Annotated in this window: 22 protein-coding genes; 15 read left to right on the top strand and 7 right to left on the bottom strand. The window is 50.8% G+C overall.

Features of this window, described 5'->3' with window-relative positions; genetic code table 11:
* Positions 1-125: 125 nt before the first annotated feature.
* Entirely contained in the window at positions 126-1,049 is a 924-nt protein-coding gene (locus DSL70_RS06340; protein ID WP_119307042.1) for a LysR family transcriptional regulator, read from the top strand.
* 184 nt (positions 1,050-1,233) lie between these two features.
* Here DSL70_RS06340 and DSL70_RS06335 read toward each other — a convergent pair whose 3' ends face one another.
* Entirely contained in the window at positions 1,234-2,142 is a 909-nt protein-coding gene (locus DSL70_RS06335; RefSeq protein ID WP_205563172.1) for a LysR family transcriptional regulator, read from the bottom strand.
* A 125-nt stretch (positions 2,143-2,267) separates the two neighbouring features.
* Between DSL70_RS06335 and DSL70_RS06330 the strand changes: the two genes are divergently transcribed.
* From DSL70_RS06330 to DSL70_RS06315, 4 genes are all read left to right on the top strand, one after another.
* Positions 2,268-2,837 (top strand): NAD(P)H-dependent oxidoreductase, encoded by a 570-nt coding sequence (locus DSL70_RS06330; protein WP_119307041.1) that lies wholly within the window; start codon positions 2,268-2,270, stop codon positions 2,835-2,837.
* A gap of 25 nt (positions 2,838-2,862) precedes the next feature.
* Positions 2,863-3,156 carry a DUF1330 domain-containing protein gene (locus DSL70_RS06325; protein ID WP_162916405.1) on the top strand — a complete coding sequence of 98 codons (294 nt, stop codon included), beginning with the start codon at positions 2,863-2,865 and terminating at the stop codon, positions 3,154-3,156.
* 43 nt (positions 3,157-3,199) lie between these two features.
* Positions 3,200-4,297, top strand: coding sequence for an alpha/beta hydrolase (locus DSL70_RS06320; RefSeq protein WP_205563171.1), 1,098 nt, complete (start codon positions 3,200-3,202; stop codon positions 4,295-4,297).
* A 194-nt stretch (positions 4,298-4,491) separates the two neighbouring features.
* Positions 4,492-5,589 carry an alpha/beta hydrolase gene (locus tag DSL70_RS06315; RefSeq protein ID WP_119307038.1) on the top strand — a complete coding sequence of 366 codons (1,098 nt, stop codon included), beginning with the start codon at positions 4,492-4,494 and terminating at the stop codon, positions 5,587-5,589.
* A 171-nt stretch (positions 5,590-5,760) separates the two neighbouring features.
* On the opposite strand, the gene DSL70_RS06310 is transcribed toward DSL70_RS06315, so the two are convergent.
* Positions 5,761-6,942, bottom strand: a complete 1,182-nt coding sequence (locus tag DSL70_RS06310; protein WP_119307037.1) for an MFS transporter — start codon at positions 6,940-6,942, stop codon at positions 5,761-5,763.
* Between the two features lie 156 nt (positions 6,943-7,098).
* Between DSL70_RS06310 and DSL70_RS06305 the strand changes: the two genes are divergently transcribed.
* Positions 7,099-8,037 (top strand): LysR family transcriptional regulator, encoded by a 939-nt coding sequence (locus DSL70_RS06305; protein ID WP_119307036.1) that lies wholly within the window; start codon positions 7,099-7,101, stop codon positions 8,035-8,037.
* A 226-nt stretch (positions 8,038-8,263) separates the two neighbouring features.
* On the opposite strand, the gene DSL70_RS06300 is transcribed toward DSL70_RS06305, so the two are convergent.
* A complete protein-coding gene (locus DSL70_RS06300; protein ID WP_119307035.1) occupies positions 8,264-9,160 on the bottom strand; it encodes a LysR family transcriptional regulator in 897 nt (298 codons plus the stop codon).
* A gap of 171 nt (positions 9,161-9,331) precedes the next feature.
* Between DSL70_RS06300 and DSL70_RS06295 the strand changes: the two genes are divergently transcribed.
* From DSL70_RS06295 to DSL70_RS06285, 3 genes are all read left to right on the top strand, one after another.
* Positions 9,332-10,225, top strand: a complete 894-nt coding sequence (locus DSL70_RS06295) for an aldo/keto reductase (RefSeq protein ID WP_119307034.1) — start codon at positions 9,332-9,334, stop codon at positions 10,223-10,225.
* A 44-nt stretch (positions 10,226-10,269) separates the two neighbouring features.
* A complete protein-coding gene (locus DSL70_RS06290; RefSeq protein ID WP_119307033.1) occupies positions 10,270-10,743 on the top strand; it encodes a cyclophilin-like fold protein in 474 nt (157 codons plus the stop codon).
* A gap of 102 nt (positions 10,744-10,845) precedes the next feature.
* Positions 10,846-11,685: an aldo/keto reductase gene (locus tag DSL70_RS06285; protein ID WP_119307032.1), complete on the top strand. Its 840-nt coding sequence runs from the start codon at positions 10,846-10,848 to the stop codon at positions 11,683-11,685.
* A gap of 450 nt (positions 11,686-12,135) precedes the next feature.
* Here DSL70_RS06285 and DSL70_RS06280 read toward each other — a convergent pair whose 3' ends face one another.
* On the bottom strand, positions 12,136-12,318 hold the full coding sequence (locus DSL70_RS06280; RefSeq protein ID WP_119307031.1) for a hypothetical protein: 183 nt from the start codon (positions 12,316-12,318) through the stop codon (positions 12,136-12,138).
* A gap of 437 nt (positions 12,319-12,755) precedes the next feature.
* Between DSL70_RS06280 and DSL70_RS06275 the strand changes: the two genes are divergently transcribed.
* Both DSL70_RS06275 and DSL70_RS06270 read left to right on the top strand, forming a co-directional pair.
* Positions 12,756-14,756 carry an ATP-binding protein gene (locus DSL70_RS06275; RefSeq protein ID WP_119307030.1) on the top strand — a complete coding sequence of 667 codons (2,001 nt, stop codon included), beginning with the start codon at positions 12,756-12,758 and terminating at the stop codon, positions 14,754-14,756.
* Between the two features lie 420 nt (positions 14,757-15,176).
* Entirely contained in the window at positions 15,177-16,466 is a 1,290-nt protein-coding gene (locus tag DSL70_RS06270) for a hypothetical protein (RefSeq protein ID WP_119307029.1), read from the top strand.
* Between the two features lie 1,198 nt (positions 16,467-17,664).
* Here DSL70_RS06270 and DSL70_RS06265 read toward each other — a convergent pair.
* Positions 17,665-18,402: a helix-turn-helix transcriptional regulator gene (locus tag DSL70_RS06265; protein ID WP_119307028.1), complete on the bottom strand. Its 738-nt coding sequence runs from the start codon at positions 18,400-18,402 to the stop codon at positions 17,665-17,667.
* Positions 18,403-18,491: 89 nt separating this feature from the next.
* Between DSL70_RS06265 and DSL70_RS06260 the strand changes: the two genes are divergently transcribed.
* The gene (locus tag DSL70_RS06260; RefSeq protein WP_119307027.1) at positions 18,492-19,028 is read left to right on the top strand and encodes a peroxiredoxin-like family protein; all 537 of its coding nucleotides are present in this window, start codon (positions 18,492-18,494) and stop codon (positions 19,026-19,028) included.
* Positions 19,029-19,185: 157 nt separating this feature from the next.
* Positions 19,186-19,944: a GGDEF domain-containing protein gene (locus tag DSL70_RS06255; RefSeq protein WP_119307026.1), complete on the top strand. Its 759-nt coding sequence runs from the start codon at positions 19,186-19,188 to the stop codon at positions 19,942-19,944.
* A 44-nt stretch (positions 19,945-19,988) separates the two neighbouring features.
* Here DSL70_RS06255 and DSL70_RS22870 read toward each other — a convergent pair whose 3' ends face one another.
* On the bottom strand, positions 19,989-20,189 hold the full coding sequence (locus DSL70_RS22870) for a DUF3955 domain-containing protein (RefSeq protein WP_162916404.1): 201 nt from the start codon (positions 20,187-20,189) through the stop codon (positions 19,989-19,991).
* 216 nt (positions 20,190-20,405) lie between these two features.
* On the opposite strand from DSL70_RS22870, the gene DSL70_RS06245 reads away from it, so the two are divergent.
* Together DSL70_RS06245 and DSL70_RS06240 are read left to right on the top strand one after the other, a co-directional pair.
* Positions 20,406-20,687, top strand: coding sequence for a transcriptional regulator domain-containing protein (locus DSL70_RS06245; RefSeq protein WP_119307024.1), 282 nt, complete (start codon positions 20,406-20,408; stop codon positions 20,685-20,687).
* Entirely contained in the window at positions 20,647-21,198 is a 552-nt protein-coding gene (locus DSL70_RS06240; protein ID WP_162916403.1) for a DUF2285 domain-containing protein, read from the top strand. The genes DSL70_RS06245 and DSL70_RS06240 overlap by 41 nt, the downstream gene beginning before the upstream one ends.
* 15 nt (positions 21,199-21,213) lie before the next feature.
* Here DSL70_RS06240 and DSL70_RS06235 read toward each other — a convergent pair whose 3' ends face one another.
* Positions 21,214-21,501: a DNA -binding domain-containing protein gene (locus tag DSL70_RS06235; RefSeq protein WP_119307023.1), complete on the bottom strand. Its 288-nt coding sequence runs from the start codon at positions 21,499-21,501 to the stop codon at positions 21,214-21,216.
* Positions 21,502-21,692: the final 191 nt, after the last annotated feature.

Here is a 21,692-nt window from a genome sequence, read left to right as displayed (position 1 = left end):
AAAGATGATTACAGACCTTCTGCGGGCTATTCACTTATCTTATAAAATGCGTCAACATTGATTAGCTAATTAGTGTTTATAAATCTCATTAGTACTGCTAATGAACAATTGCAGGTGAACAAACCATGCCCCGTACCACACCAAGATATAATCTCAATGATCTCATGGCTTTCGTGACGGTTGCGCGAGAAGGCAGTTTTACCCGCGCTGCAGCACAGTTGGGAGTAACACAATCGGCGCTAAGCCAAGCGGTGGCTGGTCTGGAAACCCGTCTCAAAATCCGGTTGCTTGCGCGCACCACGCGTAGTGTGACGGTTACCCCAGCTGGAGAGCGCCTTATGCAGGCGATTGGCCAACGCTTCGACGAGATCGAACTGGAACTGGATTCGCTAACTGCTCTTCGGGACAAACCTGCGGGTGTGGTGCGGATCACCTGTGGCAATCACATCATCCGTACGACGATGTTGCCGAAGCTAATGCCACTACTCCATGAATACCCAGACATAAAACTTGAATTTGACGTGAATTTCGGATTCAGAGACATCGTCGCAGACCGCTTTGACGCGGGTGTCCGATTGGGTGGGACCATTGACAAAGACATGATTGCCGTTCCTATCGGCCCGCAATTGCGTATGGCAGCCGTCGCTGCACCATCATATTTTGCCAAGAATCCCATCCCAAAGACTCCGAGGGATCTGATGCAACATCGGTGTATCGATGTGCGTTTTCCGACCCACGGGGTATCGCCTTGGGAGTTTGAACGAAGAGGAAAACGGCTGAACGTTCGCGTTACTGGGCCACTGCTCTTCAATACGACGCCAGATCATATCGTCACGGCTGCATTGGATGGTCTCGGTGTTGCCTATCTACCCGAGGAAGAATTTGCACCGCATCTTGAAGACAGGCGTCTGGTTCGCATACTGGAAGATTGGTGTCCGCCATTCTCTGGTTACCACCTGTACTATCCGAGCCGAAGACAGCCCTCTCCAGCATTTCTTCTGGTGCTCAATGCTTTGCGTGTTAGCGGCAATGTCGATACGGACCTCTGATCAAGTTCATCTGCATTCTTTTGTAGATCCAATTTTGATCTCTTGGTGCGGTTTTCTCGAGTCCAAATTTTACCAGATCAGGCTGTATCGTGTTTCTGCAATAACGTAGAAGGAATGCGTCTCAATCTTGTGCGATCGGTCTGTCAGATTTTGATTGGACCGCAGGATGTGGCATTCCGTCAATTCAGGTTCGCCGCATGTTTTCGACCAGAAAATCGATCAGGGCACGGATGCGCTTGGCGCGTTGACTGTTTTGCGGGAAATAGAGATAGACCGGCGGATAAGTCCTCCAGTAGGGCTCAAGCACAGGAACAAAGACATGCTTGTCTGGAAGGCTTGCGTGAATGGGCTCAAAAAGCCGCCCAATGCCAAAACCTTGCCGAACAGCATCACAAATGATCTCGATATCATTGGTTACGAGCCGGGATGGCATCTCAATGGTCAACTCCTCGCCATCCTGTTCCAGTATCAGCGGCAGGACGCGGTTGGCCGTGGTATAGCGGTAGCCAATCAGCTTGTGGTTGGAAAGATCTGCGGGATTGCTGGGAGGCCCATGCCGATCGATATAGTCTTCAGATACATAGAGCCCTTCGCGGAAGGGATCCATCAGCCTCCGGGCGACCATGCCTTCTTCCAGTCTGTCGCCAAAACGGATGCCCATGTCAAAGCCTTGTTGCAGAATATCGACGGTGCCGTCGTAAAGGGAAATCTCCAGATTGATTTGCGGATAGCTTTTGCAGAACAGCCCCAATAGAGGCTTGAGAACTGTGAGATAGGCGAAGCGGGCAACCGTGATGCGGACTGTTCCGCTCGGGGTTTGGCCGAGGTCTTGAACGCTTTCAACCGCAAAACGAAGTGACTGCAGGGCATCTGCACTGCGATTGAACAGCATTTGCCCCGCCTCGGTGATCTCGAGCCGTCGCGTGGTGCGGTTGAAGAGGGGCACACCCATGGTCTCTTCCAGCGCCTTCAGTGATTTGCTGACAGCGGGTGAGCCAAGCCCCAGATGCCGCGCCGCGCCTGCGATGCTGCCCTCTGCTGCGATGGCGTGAAAAACCGTCAGCTGACCATAAAGCGCATTATCCATCGGCATGCCAAGATTCCTTATTCATTCCAGTTTGGAAAGAATAACTTCGCAAATAGAGGCCTAATCGTCAAGGATCTCGTATGTTATATCCGCTCCATCAAATCCAGTCAGAAGAAAGCAGGAATAATACAATGACAAAGATTCTCGTCATTTCTGGCCATCCCAATCTGGAGGCATCACTCGCAAACAGCACCATCTTGGGTGATTTGCAGGGGGAGGCGGGCACCACTATCGAGACGCGGTATCTCGATCGTCTCTATCCGGGCTTCAACATCGATGTGGCTGCAGAACAGGCAGCTCTGGTTTCGGCCGACGTCATCATCTGGCAGTTTCCTTTCCACTGGTATGCCCTTCCGGCTCTCCTCAAAAAGTGGGTCGATGACGTGCTCGTCTTCGGTTTCGCCCATGGCATCGGCGGCGACAAGCTGCATGGCAAAAAGCTGATCCTGTCCTTCACCACAGGAGCAAGCCTTGAGGCCTACAATCACGGTCAGCCGATGAACTACACAGTAGAGGAATTCCTTCCCCCCTTGCGTCAGACGGCTACTCTTTGCGGAATGGATCTGCAAGAGCCGATCTGTTGCAACAGCATGATGTTCGTGCCGGGCGTCAGCAACGACAATGACAAGGCTGAAGTGGAAGCCAGGGCCCACAATCATGCCGACAGGCTGATGTCCCTGATCCGCAAGCTTGCCGTGTGAAACAATGCAGGGAAAGGTCAGCCCTATGAGCACACCAGCCTATTTTGTTCTTGAAATAGCCATTCACGATGAAGAGCGCCTGAAACCCTATCTCGAGAATGTCGGCGCGACCATTGCTTCCTATGCCGTGGAGGCATTGGCCAATGGCGGTCAGGTCGTGCCTCTGGAAGGAGCAGAACCCAACGGCAAGGTGGTCATGTTGAAGTTCTCGAGCATGGAAGAGGCCCGATCCTGGTATGCCTCTCCCGCTTATCAGGAGATCCTCAGGCATCGTCTCGCAGCCGCAGACAACAGGTCATATTTCGTCGAGGGACTGTGAGCATTACTGCCAAACTAGAGTTTCAAATACGAGGAGAGAAAAATTGACGAGTGACAACAACAACGCACTTGCGGTGGGCAGCCCAGGCCAAATCAGCCGCCGCAATCTTCTCAAAACTGGAGGTGCCAGTGCCGTAGCCCTCACGACAGGAATGGCCCTTACTCATACAAAAGCAAAGGCGCAAGACATGACCAAAGGTGCAGACAATTTTTACAAAAGCGACGCTGTGACACTACAGAAAGTGACTTTTCAGAACCAATACAAGCAGACGGTGGCCGCCAATCTTATTCGTCCAAAGGACGCTAATCCCGAAGGACCGGCGCCTGCAATCATTGTCGGACATCCGATGGGGGCCGTCAAGGAGCAGGCCGCCACGCTCTATGCAACGAAAATGGCTGAATATGGCTATGTGACCTTGGCTCTCGATCTGCCTTACTGGGGAGAGAGTGAAGGTGAGCCACGAAACCTTGTGGCACCGGATGCCTATGCTGAAGCCTTCAGTGCAGCGGCCGACTATCTGTCATCGCTTGATTTTGTCGATCCTGAACGCATCGGTGCAATTGGTGTCTGCGCCAGCGGTGGTTTTGCCATTGCAGCTGCAAAGATTGATCCCCGTATCAAGGCGATTGCTACGGCAAGCATGATCGATATGGGCGGTGCCACCCGGATGATGGTACAGGATCCCGAACAGTGGCTGGCGATGACCAGAGCATCCGTTGAGCAGCGGATGATAGAATTTGCAGGTGGGCAGACAGACTATACCGGCGGAACAGTCCTTGAAGTTACTGAAGAGACCCCGCAGTTCCAGCGCGACTTCTACGAATTCTACCGAACATCCCGTGGCAAGGTTGTGCCCAAAGGAGCTACGGATGTGACCATCACTCGGCCGACATTGTCCAGCAACAATCGTTTTCTCAATTTCTATCCTTTGAATGATATCGAGAAAATCTCCCCCCGGCCGATACTTTTCCTTGCTGGTGAGAATGCAATTTCGCTGGAACTTATAAAAGCTGCACATGCGCTGGCTGCAGAACCCAAGGAGCTTCTTGTGGTTGCCGAGGCAAACCATGTTGATCTTTATGACAGAACCGACTTGATCCCCTTCGACAAACTCAATGCGTTTTTTGAGAGCAATCTGTAGGGACCAGATGGGCGCGGTGCGTTTTGCAGCGGTGGCATCTTTGCACAGTGGGGTCCAGATCAGCCGATCATGAACTGGATTCATGGTTGGAAGTAGTATCTAGACCCTACTGTCTCCCGAGGTCCTGGCCATATTGTTGTAGGTAATCCAGCAACCAAAACCAACTCGCGCATGTTTCCCAAAGGAGATAATCGATGAGCAGAAAGCCTTCTCGGCCTCGCGCTGAGGATAATGTCAACACAGGTCGCCGGGACCTTCTCAAGTTGACGGGAGCAGGTGTCGCAGCCCTTGGTGCGGCGTCGATTTTTAACAGTTCAAGCGTAAAGGCACAAACTATGTCAGAGGAATGGGACAAGACTTTCCCGAAGAGTGAAAAAGTCGATCATCAGAAAGTCAGCTTCAAAAACCGTTATGGCATCACGCTGGCCGGTGATCTCTATTTGCCAAGGAACAGAGATGGAAAGAAGTTTGCTGCGATTGCTGTCAGCGGACCGTTCGGCGCTGTCAAGGAACAGTCATCTGGCCTATATGCCCAGACCATGGCAGAGCGTGGCTTTGTGACGCTGGCCTTTGACCCATCCTACACCGGGGAAAGTAGCGGCGAGCCGCGCAACATTGCCTCTCCCGACATCAATACCGAAGACTTCAGCGCCGCCGTTGATTGCCTTGGCCTGCAGTCCTTCGTTGATCGTGAGCGGATCGGCATCATCGGCATTTGTGGATTTGGTGGCATGGCATTGAATGCTGTTGCCGTCGACAAGCGCGTCAAGGCAGTGGTGGCAAGCACGATGTATGACATGACCCGCGTCATGTCCAAGGGCTACAATGACAGTGTCACGCTGGAACAGCGCACCCAGAACCTGGAACAGTTGAGCCAGCAGCGTTGGCAGGATGCGGAAAAAGGCAGCCCGGCCTATGGTCCGGTATCCCTTGAGCTGAAGGGTGGCGAGCCACAGTTTGTGGTGGAATATGCCGACTACTACAAAAAGCCTCGTGGGTTTCACGAAAGATCCGTCAACTCGAATGGGTCGTGGACCCTCACGACACCTTTGTCTTTCATGAACATGCCCATTCTGACCTATATCGCGGAAATCTCGCCGCGCCCTGTGCTGTTCATTCACGGTGAGAAGGCTCATTCCCGCTATTTCAGCGAAACAGCCTTTGCCAATGCGGCGGAGCCGAAAGAGCTGATGATCATTCCGGGTGCCAACCACACGGATCTATACGATGGGCTTGATTTCATCCCGTTCGACAAACTGGAGAGCTTCTTCAGTGAGCATCTGGTCGCCTAGGCCTGCCAGACTGTGGTGCCCGCGGCAGCGGGCACCATTCAACGAAACGGTCACCCGAACGCGGCGGAAAGACGCCTGTCATGATCGCCGGCCGAGCCGAGGTCCATATGGCTGACAGCATCGGCTGCGAACGCTTTGCCCGCATCATCTCCACTCACTCGCAGATGCGGATTATCCCGTCAGCCGTCTGCCACTTCCGATCAAGAACAATGCAACGAGTGAAATTGCTGCGCTTCCACAAAATGTGACGCCTATTCCAAAGTGGTCGAACAGGGTTCCGCCAATCATGGCACCGAGCATGATTGCGCTTTGAATCGCCGCCACAATCAGGCTTCCTGCGGCTTCCGGCTGGTCTTCCATTGTTTGCGCCAACCAGGCCATCCAGCTAATTGACATCATGGTGTTGGCGGTACCCCATATCGCCAGCAGCAGACCGACGGCCAGAATGCTTTGATCAAATATGATAAGGCCAACTGAACTAAGCGACATGACGAGAGGCTGTATCTGCAACAGTCGAATGACATGTTTCCCCGAAAACCTGCCACCCAGCCATGTGCCTAAAAAGCCGCAACAGCCAAGCACAAGAAAAAGCAAGGACAGTGTCTGTACATCTACCTGCACAGTATTTTCAAGAAAGGGTCTCAGGTAGGTGAACATTGAAAACGCACCGATATAGGCGACAATGGCTGCAACGATACCATTCAGGAAATGACGGCGTCCCAAGATTCTGACAAACGTCGCTGGAGACATTCTGGCACCGGCGGGCATCGAGGGCAGGGTGGCTATCTGCCAGATGAGATCGATGGCAACGATGGGGGCCAGTAGCCAGAAAACGCCGCGCCAACCGATGATGGCCCCAAGATAGCTGCCAACGGGCGCTGCAAAAGCTGCCGCCATTGCCTGGCCTGCATACATGACCGCCAAAGCCGAAGAGACCCGCTCGGCAGGGACCAGACGCATGATGACCGAAGTCCCCAGGGACCAGAAGCCGCCAATGGTTATACCAAGCAATGCACGGGCAAAAATGAGAACCGGAAAATCGGGGGCAAGAGCTATTGCAACCAGAGAAACGAACATGATCGCCGTCATTGCAATCAATATCCACTTGCGGTTCAGATTTCCTGCAAGAGTGGTCGTCAGAAGACTGGCGACGACCGCAAACAGGCCACTGATCGATATGGCCTGACCGGCCTGACCCTCTGTAACGGCAAGACCATCTGCAATCGGCGTAAGCAGGCTGGCAGGCATGAATTCGGATGCAATGAGCATGGCAACACAAAGGGACATCGAAAGGACTGCCCCGGACACGCTGCTTGCCACACTGTTCTGATTTGCTGGAACCGCTTTGTTCATTTCTCTCTCTCTTTCCTTGAAGCACTTTTGCTAGAGGGTTCCTGGAGCGTTGAACAGTAGCGCCAACCGCATCGAAACGATGAATTTGATTAATGGATAGAGAGGTGACTTGTTTAATCGTCTGGACTATCGTCATGTTCTGAACGGAGGGTATGAATGAGAAAAGAAGATCTCGGGGATTTGGCCGTATTTCTGGTTGCGTCTGAAGAAGCAAATTTTACACGCGCAGCCGCCCGGCTCGGTGTATCCCAGTCGGCCGTGAGCCATACAATCAGGCGACTGGAGGCTTCCATCGGCATCAAGTTGATGAACCGAACCTCGCGCCGTATCTCATTGACTGATGCCGGTGAAAAATTGTTGTCCACCCTGCGGCCGGGAATGGAGCAGATCGACGCCCGGATCGAGGAGCTGCGATCTCTCGGAGACGCGCCCCGCGGCCTTGTCCGTCTGACGGCCAGCAAACCGATTGCTAAGACATTGTTGTGGCCGGTACTCTCTGAAATTGCAAGAGACTATCCGGAAATCGAAATCGAGCTCAATCTGGATTCTCGCCTGAATGACCTGACCGAGGACCGGTTTGATGCTGGGGTCCGGTTGGGTGAATTTGTTGCCAGGGATATGATTTCGGTGCGCATCAGCCCTCCTGTCCGAATAGCGGCTGTTGCATCTCCCGGCTATCTCAAGGACAGAGAGCCACCAGAACATCCCCGTGACCTTGCGAGCCATATCTGCATCAATCACCGCTTTGGGCCCAACGCTGCCATCTACGAATGGGAATTTGAAAAGGATCAAGAAGAACTTGTCGTGCGCGTTTCCGGCTCTTTTGTCTTCAACGATAGCGACATGGCAATTCGTGCGGCAAAGGAAGGACATGGTATCGCATATGTGACCGAGACGGAGGTGAGGGACGAGTTGAGAACAGGCAGTCTGGTACGCCTGCTTGACGACTGGTGCCCGCCGTTTGAAGGCTATCATTTGTTCTATTCCAGCCGGCGACAGATGAGCTCCGCCCTGCGCCTCCTCATCGACAGGCTCAAGGCCCAGAGTACGGTTCTCATGAGGCAGCAAAGCTGGGAAATGCCGACAAATGAATGACGGCTTTCACTGCTCATCGAATGCTGGCTAGCGCAAAAAGGCCTTTATCTGTTACTTGATCAGCAAAAGGCTGGTTAGCTCGTCTGTTTGCCATCTTGTCACCGAAAATGCTGCGTTTCGTTCAAACGGCAAGTGTGGGCAAATCTCTTCGGAGCTTTCGGTAACTGGTGGAAGACAACTTTGGATCGCAATTACAAATCACTGCCTGAATGAGCGTTTGCTGACGTCAAGCTCGCGGCGTTTTCAGCGTATCTACCACCAGCCGGAAAGCCGCCGAATTCTGCTTCCTGCTTGGATAGTAGAGATGATAGCCGCTGAATTTGGGAGACCATTCATCAAGGAGCAACACCAGATCGCCCGATGAAAGCAGCGCCTGCACCGCATGCTCCGGCAGATAGGCAATGCCGAAGCCTTTTTTTGCCGCTTCGGTCATCGCGATCGAGGAGTTGAAGCTCAACTGCCCCTCTACCTGAACACACAGCTCCTGACCATCTTTTTCGAATTCCCAAGCATAGCTGCTGATTTCCGGGCGCTGGCGATGATTGATGCAAACGTGATTGAGCAGATCCCTTGGATGCAGAGGAGCCGGATTGCGGCTGAGATAACTGGGGGATGCGACGGCAACAAGGCGCCAATCCGGACCGATCCTCACCCCGATCATGTCCTGATCCACGCTCTCTCCTAGACGAACACCAGCGTCTAGTCGATCCTCGACGATATTGCGAAACCCGTTGTCATTGTAGAATTCGACGCGCAGTTCAGGATGTTGCTGGAGAACCGGTTGCAGCTTGGGCCAGACCACGCTCTGCAGAGCATCCTCGGACAAGGTCAGGCGAACCGTGCCAGCCATTCTTCCTTTCTGGATCTTCAGGGACTCGACCTCGGCATCGATCTCCTCAATGCGGGGCGCCAGAGACCTCAGCAGGCGCTCTCCTTCTTCTGTCGGTGTGACGTTGCGTGTCGTACGGGCCAGAAGGCGGATGCCCAGTCGGCTTTCAAGATCCCTGATCGTGTGACTGAGGGTGGATTGCGACACACCCAACCGCGCCGCGGCCCTCGTGAAGCTGCGCTCTTCAGCAACCGCCATGAACAGAAGCATGTCATTCAGGTCCTTGCGATCCAAGGGAACCTCCAGCCATTATTATTAATTATCCATAAGTTCATGCAGATTATGCCATCTAATCACAATGATCAAGCGGAGCTAGATTAGGGGCACGAACTACAGTTGCCGACAGGATGACCGTTGCTCCGGACGAGCAGGAGATGCCGCGGCAAAACGGGAAAGGACTGGAATATGATCCTCAACGAAGCATTCACTCTTTCCAATGGTGTCGAGATCCCCAAGCTTGGTCTTGGCACATGGATGATCGAAGAGAGCGACGCACCCGCTGCCGTGCGAGCGGCAGCCGAAATCGGATATCGCCATTTCGACACCGCCCAAGGCTATATGAATGAACGCGGCGTGGGAGAAGGCATTCGCACCTGCGGTGTTGCCCGCGATCAGCTGTTTATCACGACAAAGCTGGAAGCCGCCATCAAGACATACGCCGAGGCAAAGGCCGCGATCGATGGCTCCCTTTCCGCACTGGGCCTTGACCATATTGACCTGATGATCATTCACAGCCCTCAGCCTTGGACCGATTTCCGTGGCGGGGATCGGTTCTTCGAAGGCAATCTGGAAGCATGGCGGGCATTGGAAGAGGCCTATTCGGCGGGCAAACTGCGTGCCATCGGTGTCTCCAACTTTGATGAGCCGGATCTTGACAATCTTCTCAACAATGGCTCGGTCAAGCCGATGGTCAACCAGATTCTGGCCCATGTCAGCAACACGCCCTTTGATCTGATTACATACTGCCAAAGCAAAGACATCCTAGTGGAGGCCTATTCTCCGGTTGCGCATGGCCAGATCCTGCAGAACGGCATGCTCTCCCAAATGGCCGCTAACTATGGCGTCAGTGTTCCCCAGCTCTGCATCCGCTACTGCCTGCAGCTGGGCATGTTGCCGCTTCCGAAAACCGCCAATCCGGATCACATGCGCACCAACGCTCTTATCGATTTCGAGATATCAGATGCTGACATGGATGCTTTGAAGCAGGCCGAGCGGATCAGGAACTACGGCGAGGCGAGCCTGTTCCCCGTCTATGGTGGCAAGCTTCTGGCAGACGGCACGCTCATCGCTCAGGATTGATGCTGCCCGACAACGCCTTGAGATGGATTTGAAAGGACCCTCACATGAAAAAGAAATTTATCCTCGTCGTCTTCGCCGCGCTGTCCCTTGCCCTTGTTCAGGCATTTGCCGCACAAAGCGGCAGCAAGGGTACAAACAACGCCGATCTTCGCAAATTGAGTGGCGAAACGCTTGTGCTGCATGTTGGTACAAGCGCCTTCACGGTCAGCCTCTATGACAACCCGACAGCAAAAGACCTGCTCTCAAAATTGCCTCTGAAGCTGAAGGCGGAAGACTATGCCGGCTATGACGAAAAACTCATCCGGCTCAACAATGCGCTCTCCATGGAAGGTGCTCCACGGGGGGACGAGCCATTGTTCCCCGAGGTTGGCTATTATCATCCCGGTCGCTGGATCGCCCTCTACTATGGCCCGATCGGTTATTGGTCGGGCAAGGTTCCGCTCGGCAAGATCGACGCCAGCATCGAACAGCTGGCCGCCATCCCGGACAATGCTCCGGTCACTTTGGATGTAAAGTAATCTTGCCGCCTTGGCCTTTCGAGCTGACGTGTTGGAACGCGTGACGCGAAAGGCCAAACTGCACTGGGTAATTTCAAGGCTTTTTGGAGGTCATTCAATCCAATGGATACAAAACCCATTCTTCTCAACGATGGCCACTCCATGCCGACTGTCGGATATGGCGTCTGGCAAATCCGGAATGCAAGGGCCGAAGATCTGGTGCGCCGGGCGATTACCGTCGGCTATCGCCATATCGACACGGCGCAGGCCTATGACAATGAAGAAGGCGTCGGCAGAGGATTAAAGGCGTCAGGGCTCATCCGAGAAGAGCTGTTCGTTACCTCGAAGCTCCGAGGCAGGCATATGGGGTACGACAAAGCGATACGTTCCTGCCGCGAAAGCCTCGAAAGGCTGCAACTGGACTATCTGGACCTGTTTCTCATCCATTGGCCAATGCCGAAGCAGGATCTTTACGTCGAGACCTGGGAGGCGCTCATCGAGTTTCAATCGAAAGGGTTGCTTCGCTCCATTGGTGTTTCCAATTTCACATCAGCCCATATTGACAGGTTGATCGGGCAAACGGGCGTTGTGCCCTCGGTCAACCAGATTGAAATCCATCCCTATTTCCAGCAACTGGATATCAGGGATCATCATGCCAAACTCGGCATTGCCATCGAGAGCTATAGTCCGCTTGGCGGGTGCTGGGGCGGTGAACTGCAAGACCACGACATTTGTTCGATTGCGAAAAAGCATGGCCGCACAGCTGCGCAAGTCATCCTCCGGTGGCACCTCCAGCAAGCCCTTGTTCCTTTGCCGAAAACCGCCACACCCACTCGGCTCAGTGAAAATCTGGATATTTGGGACTTTGTGTTGGATGAGGACGATCTTGAACGTATCGCCGGTCTCGACCAACCCGGTGGCAACACGCAACCCCACCCCAACAGCATGAATTCGACATTCTGAAACGAATTGTCAGGCCGAGTTTGCCTATTCTCTGCATCACGCAGGTTGGCACAAACTGCCACACATTTCTTCGGTATCTCAGATGTAATGGCGCCGCAGAAAATGTAGATACTCTCAACGCTACAGGCGTCCGAAGCAACAAAATGCAGCACTTCGTTCGAATGTCAGGAATGGGTAGACCGGCTTCTGGAATGTAGCCCCCAGCGATCGACTGCTCTGGGCCGAGGTTTCCAGATACTTCTTTCACGCATGCAAACACCCAACCATTTCTAATGTCGAGTTTGGGCTCGAAGCGGTCGAGTGCGATGCATCATCATATCAAAACGATGATCAAGGCCTGATTTTTGCAAACGCGGCCCATTGCCGCCATTCGCCAGGAACGACTTTCAAGAAGCCCGCTTCCCAATTTCAGACATTAAGTTTGTTTGCAAAATTCAAGCGCGAGCAAATCTACCAACCAATCAGAAAAATAATGAAAAGCAGCGCGATGATGCAGAAGAGGTAGGCGAACACGCGTTGTTGCATCTCACGTTGTTGACGCTTTTGTCGAGCAGCTCTAGACGCGGCTTCTCTGTCGCCGTGAGAAAGCGGCGCTTGGTGAGGAGCGCTATCGAGGTGGCCGTAGTCTGGCATTTTTCTCTCCGTTTTTGGACGAGTTCCTTCCAACAATGACTATAACCGAACATAATTAACTTCGGCCCAAAGGCGACATCCCACACCTATCACCTAGGACAAGTCCATTTTCCCATTGCTGTCATTCGAGCGAAGTGCAACATTTTTAGAGATAAGATGACGGATGGCGAACTAGAACTGTCTAGAACGTCTCTCTCTCTTAGCAAACATGCCCAAAAGAGAGAGCGGTGTAAGGAAGTAAGTCCAAGACAATGTTAATGTCTCTGACCTGTGAACGGCTACACCCCTCCGTTACATCCCCGGTAAAGTACAAGTTGACGAGGGACAGACACAAGATTACAACCTTTAATTGATTCTTCTGTAATACAAAAAATGTTGGATCTTCAGGACCAACATGAGTTGCACTTTATCGCTTCCAAGACAAAAAGAGAAATAAAATGAGCAGTGTAAACATCAAGCGTGTTGTCGAAAACATTCGATCAGGAACCACTGTCTATACTCCAATTGTAGAAGCGATCGTAAATGCGATTCAAGCAATTGACGCCAAACCCGATCACAAAGGCAAAATTAGCATCAAGGTTCAAAGATCTAAACAGCAAGAACTAGAAGGTGGAAAGCCAAAAGTTGAAAGCTTTGTAATCGAAGACGATGGTATAGGATTCAATGAGTCAAACAGAGACTCATTCGACACTTTGTATACCGATCATAAAATTGCCCAAGGCGGAAAAGGTTTCGGTCGTTTTACTTGTCTAAAGTATTTCAACGACTTAACCGTAAATAGTGTGTTTCGAAGTGGCGACGTATACAAACAGCGCTCCTTCAAGATGGGAAAAAGTAAAGACATCATAATCAATGAAGTGGTACAGGAAACTGACCAACTTAACACCGGCTCCACTGTTACGTTAAAGAGTGCTATCGGCAGAGGTTTCTCTGACAAGAAAATACAAACCATTGCCCGCACGCTGGTCGAAAAGCTTCTCCCCTATTTCATAGATGCTGATTACTCCTGTCCAAGAATATCTATTAGTGAAAAAGATGGTAGTGGTGTCATCGTTCTAAATGATTTCGTCGACAATCAATTGTCAGGCATGTTCAGTGAGATTCCACTAGATAATCAGATATTCGAGCTTGGAGGAACTGATGACACCAAGGCCTTTTTCGTAAGGGTCTTCAAAATATACTCTCCTAAAAGCCAAAAGAGCAAAATCAGTCTCGTAGCCGATAGAAGGGAAGTCACGGACACTGCCATCCATAATTATGTACCAGAGTTTATAGATGAGTTTTTTGATGCCCCAACTGAGCTGGATGCAGGCGACAGAAACTACATCGTAAAAGCCTACGTATTTGGTGACTATCTAGATAAAAATGTTTCTCTTGAAAGGGGTGGCTTTGATTTCCCAAAGGATGGAGACATTTTCAGTCAATTGTCACAAGTGGAAATCGAGAAAACAGCAGCAGCAATTGCGCGTGATGCACTTGGTGAGACAATTATAGCAAGGCAAGAGAAAAAAATAAAGCGAGTCCACGAGTATGTAGATGAAATCGCTCCTTGGCATAAGACGATAATAGACGAGGTTGACTTAAGTTTAATGCCGTACAACCCAACGGCAGATCAAATCGAAACAGCATTGCAAAAAGAAAAGTTCAGCCAAGAAGTTACATTGCGCAAGAAAGTTCATCATATGCTTTCAAACGTGGATGCAGACCAGCTTGCGGAAGGCCTTTCCCCCATCGTTGAACAAATCTCTAAGACAAGCAAAAACGATTTGGCGCACTACATCGCACTTCGAAAGCATGTTTTGTCTCTATTCTCACGAAGCTTGGAGCTTAATGAGAATGAAAAATATGCTTCTGAGGCTGCGGTGCACGATATAATCTTTCCCAGAAAAAAAGGTAGCTCAGATTGCTCGCTAGACGATCATAATTTGTGGATCATCGATGAACGATTGAATTTCACAAACTTCGTAAACTCAGACAAACCCTTAGGCTCTGGCAACAAAGACAGACCAGATCTTCTCGTTTTTGATCGCCCAGTTCTTTTCCGAGGTGACAATGAGGCGAGCAACCCAATAACAGTGTTCGAGTTTAAGAAACCTGGCCGCGATGACTTTGTGAATCCATCTTCAAAGGAAGATCCTGTTCAACAAATCATCCGCTATGTAAACAATGTAAAAAAAGGAAACTACAAAACACCAAAGGGTCGCCCAATGAATGTAGCAAGCAACACGCCATTCTATGGGTATGTTATGTGCGAACTCTCGGAAAAAGTAACTGAATGGTTGGAGTTTGAGAAAAACTTCACACCAATGCCTGATCGCATGGGGTGGTTTAACTGGTTCGGTAATAATAACCTCTATATGGAAGTTTTGAGCTGGGACAAAGTACTGAATGACGCTGAAATGAGAAACAAGTTGTTTTTCCAAAAACTTGGAATTTAAACACTTGGAAATGCATTTCCAATACCGCCAAGCATATCAAGAGATCAAAAAACTAAATTATGTCAGAACGTTACGACTTTGAAAACCTATCGCCTATTGGGTTTGAGGCTCTTTGCGTAAATCTGCTCAGTGCTCATGCAGGACTGCCGTTTGAACGTTTGAATTGCCTCTTTCTCCCCGCAAGGAAAGTAGACGCTGTCCGTGGCTCACTACCTTGCGCCCGCACCACTCAACATCGATTTTCCTTGCCCCCTTCCATCTCCATCCTCGCCGGAAGCAAGGCTGCACAGGCAACCCACTCTCAAGGATGAATTAAACTCATTGGTTCAAAACTTACATGCACCACATATCATTGATTGCGCCGGTCAAAATTAATTGTATATTTTTAGGAAATTCAATCATTACGAGAAATTCAGGCGGATGAAGAACACGTATTCTCTGGAGTTTGCAGCAAGCAAAATTGATAATTCCCACACAAAAGAAAACTTTCAAGAGGTGCTGAGCTCGTATCATACCGGAAACTATCGTTCAGCAGCCGTAATGCTATGGTCCGTAGTGATATGTGACCTGATTTATAAACTTCGAAGTTTAGAAGAGCAGCACAGTGACACTGTAGCGAAGAGAATTTTGGAGGACATGGAAGCAATTCAGACCAGAGAACCTAAATCGTCTGCTTGGGAAATAAAACTAATTGATGATGTGACCAAAAAAACTGAATTACTTAATGCAATCGAGCATCGAAACTTTGCCAATCTTCAAGCTGAAAGACATCTGTCTGCACATCCTGTGATATCTGATGGTGCCGTTCTACACCGTCCTAATCAAGAGACAACAAGAGCACTAATACGTAATGCCCTTGATGATTTGCTATTGAAGCCACCACTTTTCGCTACTTCAGTTGTCAATAAACTTCTCGATGACCTAGCGGAAAATAAAGAAATATTTCCAGGTGATGCAGATTTAAAGCGCTACCTGAACAGCAAGTACTTCAACAAAATTGAAGGGATAAGATATGAACAAGCTTTAAAAGGTTTGTGGAAAATAGTATTTAATCTTGAAAACGAGAAATGTGACGAAAATAGAGACATAAATTATCGATCACTCAAAATTTTAGTTTCAAATGATCCAAATAAAGCCCTAGTTTGTCTTAACTCGGCGACCGAACATTTTAGCGCATTGAGTACAAATCAAGATATTTTGATTCTACTCATTGAACTGCTTTCTGGCCTTCCAAGTCTATATGAACCACTTGAACCACATGCAAAAGTGGCAATCGAAAGAACATGCGAAGAGAACTCCGACGCGTTTTTGCTGAGTAGCTTTTTATCTGAGGATCCTGATGAGCATTATGAAAAGGTCAAGCAGAAAGTTGAGGAAGGTTTCGGATATTCAAGACCAACATCCTCCAGTTGGAACCGTTTAACAGAGCTCTACGACGCACCAGAATGGAAGGAAAAGATTGATAATCTAAAGATTACCTTCTTTGGGGATAGCGGCAGTTATGATACCGCGGACATCCGTTTTACCTCCTTAATTGCCCCGATAATTAGCAGGCTTTCTCAACCCCAGCTAGTAACGATTTTGGAAAAAATAAACGGAAACAGTCAAATATATGACCGCCGAAGGGCTCAAATTGACAATCAAAAAGTGATGGATCGCGTTAAGGAACTAGATGAGCACTTCGATTTTTCAATCTACAAAAATCTTTAATTCTCTCGAAGGCAAATTCAAAAAATTTCTTAAGCCCATTACCACTATTCTAACGGGGATTTACCCTGCCACCTGACCAAACCTACCAATTCCATTGTCCTCAAATCATGGAGTTGGGCCCTGTCGAGTCACGAGGACCTCAACGCTTGGAAGAAGAGTTCGACCATTTTGCAAGTGCCTTTCCAGCGATCGGAAGCTGCACAGCGACCGCTGGATAAGCAAAAATCCAACGTCATCCCTTGCCTTAAAACTTTGAGCAACATTCGCAGGCATAAGCATGTGCCCGCCTGCACAATAAAAGGCTTTATCCGTCGGGTACCAGATTGGGAAGCATTTTTGCGGGCGGAAGCGCAGGATCGGGTATATGCCATCCGTAAGCGCAAGTCGATTAGATCAAAAAAGGCCTTCGCCAAGGCCGCGACTGTCAAACCCAAATTGAATCATAAATTGGTACTTTCCAAGTCGTATTCGTCTGATTATAGGACTTTTCAATTACCACCTCTTTCCCACTAACGACATCTTCACCAAATTCTTCGACCAAAAGGGCCGTGTCTTCGTGTTCTAACTCCCAGCGTGTAACAACGGCCTAGGTGTCGCCGTTGCCATGTCATTCATTGTAATCGGCGAGGAAACGGCGCGGGTAATTCTCTGTTTTATCATATGAGGTATAGTTCCCATCTGTTGAGTTTATGCATTCGAGCGCCTTCAAGAAAGTGGTCTTGCCCGCCGCCTACTTCCCTACCAAACAAGTAGCTTGCCCAATCTGACCAGGTTAAAATCAATACTGCTGCGGTGATTGGTGACATCGGCCGAAATAAGCTTCATGAGGCAGCTTAACCAAGGCGGGACATTTGCAACGCAACACATTTCTCTACTTGTCTGATGCAAGGAAAGGTATCAATTTGCTTACATTGTTGCAGATCGAAACAACAGTGGGCGTACTTGGTCAGGTCACGTACCCCTTAAGGCCCAAGCCGTTTATGCCAATGACCACTTATTTCAGCAGCATTAGAAATCTCGAATCTGCTTCAAATAACCTCTTACCGCCCGAACCGGTAGCCTATGCCTGGATGCTCCTCAAGGCCCCCTGAATGGCCGCTTTCGCCTGCGGTGTCGGTGACCTCGCACCTGAGGGAAATGGCAGCAACCCGCCCTGATTACCCATTCTGGGTGTCTTTGCCGCCCGCGATCTAAATGATTAGCTTGGAACGCGGGCCTTCTGGTCCGAGCCTTTCACGCAAACGTCGGAAGGCAGCTTTCCTTCCGCCGTGTGAAAGGCTCGCGAAAAGGCGTCGGGTGAGCCATAGCCATAGGAACGTGCGACCTGTCCGACCCGCTCGCCGCGCAGAAGAGCTTCCTTTGCTCGGTCTAGCCTCCAATGACGAAGATAGCTGATCGGGGTTTCGCCAACTATGGTCCGGAAGCTGCGCATGAAGGCGGCGCGAGACATGCCTGCAAGATCGGCAAGATCAACTGCCTGCCAGTTGCGCCCCGGATTGTCATGCATCGCGACGATGGCGCGGGCTAGACGCGGATCGGAAAGGCCGGCCAGCGGGCCAGACTTGATGTGTCCTGCAGCGATTTCATCCCTGAGGAGATGAATGATCATCGCTTTGACATAGGCATCGCGCAGCGCTCGCGTTCCACATCGAGGATCCTGTGTTTCCGATACCAGAAGTCGGGCGAGGGCTTGCGCTTCACCCTTGAGTGTCAGGCTTTCACCGACGAGGGCAGAGAAGGGGCCCTGGCTCGCAGATGGCGACAGGGTGATGGAGACAACAGCGCTGCTCGATGGACCAACCGTGACTTGGCTGACGTCATCAGAGATCGAGAGATCAGCCGCCTCTTCAGGCCCGGCAAAAACCGCTTCTACGGATATTCCTTGAATGAGGCTGGCGAGTCTATCAAGCGAGGTACAGGGATTTTTGATACTCATTATCGGACTTTCTGGACTATGGCCGATCAATCGTATCCTATTCTGTAGGTCATCGCAATTCCCTTTGTTTTGATCATCAGGAGCCTCTCATGTTGATGCCACGCCAGAAGACACCAGACCTGTCCCTGCCAATCGTTGGAGGAGGGCAGTTTGTCCTCTCAGAAGAAAAGGCGGAGCTCGGAACCATCATCTGCTTTTATCGCGGATTGCATTGCCCCCTTTGCGCTACCTATCTCAAGGAGTTGGAACGGTTGACGCCGGATTTTGCCGAACGAGGTATCACGACGGTTGCGGTCTCCTCAGATCCGGAAGACCGGGCTACCGAGATGGCCAAACGCATCAGTGCATCTTCGCTACGCATAGCCTACGATTTTCCTTTGAAGGAAGCCAAGGACTGGGGGCTCTATATTTCCACGTCGCGAGGCAAGTCATCCATAGGCATCGAAGAGCCAGCGCTCTTCTCGGAGCCGGGCTTGTTCCTGATCACGCCTCAGCAGACGCTCTACTACATGTCCGTACAGACCATGCCGTTCGTTCGGCCGCATTTCTCGGAGCTTTTGGCCGCGACGGATTCTGCCATCAACAAGAACTACCCGGCACGTGGGGAATATACCGGCGAACTGTAGGGCTACAAAGCAATTTGAGAGCGATCGAAAGGGACCGCTCTCAAGAGAAAATCGATAGTATGTCGAAAAATTCAATACCAAATTTTACCGTAAATTAGCAGGACACATGTAAACACGGCCACATCAAGGATTGGCGAGAACAGAGCGAAGGGAATTTATGTCGAACGCAGAGAAAAAAGCGAATTGGAAGATTTTTCTTGTTGCTTTGGCCGTGACCTTATTTTCTTTGTTCTTGTCCTTGCTTGTGACCTATATCGTCACGCATATCCTTCATGGATATATGAACCCTACCTCAGTAGTCATCGCGACCATTGTTCCCACCATTGTCGCAGGTCCGGTCACTTGGGTCATTGAGAGCTATCGGCGCAAGGCAAAGGACGCCCTGGCCCGTCTGCAGCTTGTCAAAGATGAGCTGGAGCATCAGGCCAATCACGATACGCTGACAGGCATCCTCAATCGTCGTAGCTTCATTGCCGGAATTGCTGACAAGCCGGATGGGGTTCTGATTTCCATCGACGTTGATCACTTCAAGCGGATCAATGATACCTATGGTCATGCTGCGGGCGATGTGGCTTTGGTGCAGATCACACAAGCTATCTCGAATGCGGTGCGCGAAAGTGATCTGTTCGCACGCTTGGGCGGTGAGGAGTTCGCTGTCTTCGCCAATGACGCTTCCTATGAGAATGCCAAGGATCTGGCAGAACGCATTCGCCTTGCCGTCAATGCCGTCGACTTTTTGCCAGAAGACGGCGTGCGCCATGAACTGAGTGTCAGTATCGGCTCGGCCTTCGGTTCCGAGAGCAAAGATTTCGATGCGATGGTGGCTATTGCTGACCAACGCCTCTATTGCGCCAAGGAAAATGGCCGGAACCGAGCCGTCTTCCCGGATGCAAGCGATTTGAAACAGGTGGCGTAACTCAGCCGCGTCGTTTACACCACCGCAATGCTCAACTCTGAACTTCATCTCTTTCTGAAAAGAAAGGATGAAATCAACAGGACTATCCCTAGCAGGAAGAACAGAGCGCTGAGTGGCAAGAACCAGCTTTCTTGGAGAATGCCATTCTCGTCCAATCTCGCTCCATAGAAGACGCGCTCGGCGATCCCGCAAGCGATTGAAAGAGCCAGAAAAGCTATCCCGCCTAGTCTGATCTTCTGCCTCATTTTTTGTTCCCCCACTGCCATCTCGGTTTTCGGGAAATCCTATAAGATAGAGTTGGCAAAAGCATGGCGGCAGATTGCTGGCAGAGTGGCGCAGGGTGTCATATGGGTTCAATTAAGTGATATTGATATAACTAAATCTCAGCTACCGAAGATCTCATATTCCCTGAAAATGATCGGTTGGACAATGAATTGAATCAACCACATCAAGGAAACGCCATGCAGGATCTGGATTGGCGGAGTCCGGGGGCTTATCAATACACCAATCGTCTCGATGCTGCCGGTTTCGCATGGGAATATCTTCGCCGCAATGACGCATATCGGCGCGATTGGCAGTTGCACACCGAAGCTCCCGTTTCGAAAGACAGTCAGAACGCCTTTCCTGAACATTGGGGGCTATTGTTTCCCGCAAGACCCGGACACTTCATCGGACAAGCAACTTCTGTTTTGGTCTCCGAGCATGCTGCCGCAATCCGTGGCGCTTGTGCCTGTGCAAGTTGAAGGCGGCAATGGTCAGACGTCTTTCGAACTGGCTAAGCTCACGGACGTGACGATGAAGCAGGTCGGGAATACCTGTTATGGTATTTGGCAGGTCGCTGGCACTGAGCATCATTTCTCCGTTTCTTGCAGGGAAGCAAGCAAAGCTCGCCTTTACGCATTCTATCTACCACTCGACAGATACCTAGAGCTTCGCATCCATGCAGCGAGGCGCTTTTGGCGCTCTCTCAATAACCGCCCATCGGGTCCAGATTATCGGCTCATGCCCGATCAAATGAGACAATGGCACACGCTCTCTTTGCGATCACTTGATGGACGACGAAAAGGGGCCAGCTATAGAAAACTTGCTGAACAGCTACTGGCATTCCGGGGGCGCAAGGAGGATTTCGAAGTGGATCCGCGCAAGAACAGGGCGCGTCGACTGGTGGCTCACGGCAATAGAATGATGCGTGGAGATTACCGGCAGCTTCTTCACTATCCGATCAAACCGGCACTAAACAGCAAAGGCGAATAGCTAGAGCAAATGTCTTCACAGGTTCCGGGGTATTCCGGCTGCCTGTCTCAGGATGGTCGTATAACCGATCTTTGAGAGCCATTGGGCTCGATCCAAATGGCTTTTCCAGCAGCGATAGCTTCGCTCGTCATCTATAGAGGCATCGCGGTGAAGGACGACTCTTGCGACCTCTTGCCAATCGGCTCCCGCTTTTTCGGCATCAAGCAGACGCAGATAGGTCACGAAATGCTGCTCATCATAAGAGGTGACTCGATCATCTCTTGGAGCTTCGTCAGCAACATCGGGATCGATTGGTGTATGCATCAGCTTCCCCTTCCATTCAGAGGAGGCATGGCTTGCGGTGCGCCCCCGCAATAGCCTCTTTGACCCTGGTGATCGGGGAGTTCGAAACCGTGTTAGGCGGCCCCGTGGCCTTTAGGCGGGAAGCCCTGGACATACGCCACAGGCTCCCCGACCATAAGGTCAAGGAGTGTGATGCCGTATCGGTCGACATC

Source organism: Cohaesibacter haloalkalitolerans, assembly GCF_003574655.1.
GTDB lineage: Bacteria > Pseudomonadota > Alphaproteobacteria > Rhizobiales > Cohaesibacteraceae > Cohaesibacter > Cohaesibacter haloalkalitolerans.
Note: the sequence above shows the minus strand (reverse complement) of the source record. Positions and strands in the feature narration are given on the sequence as shown.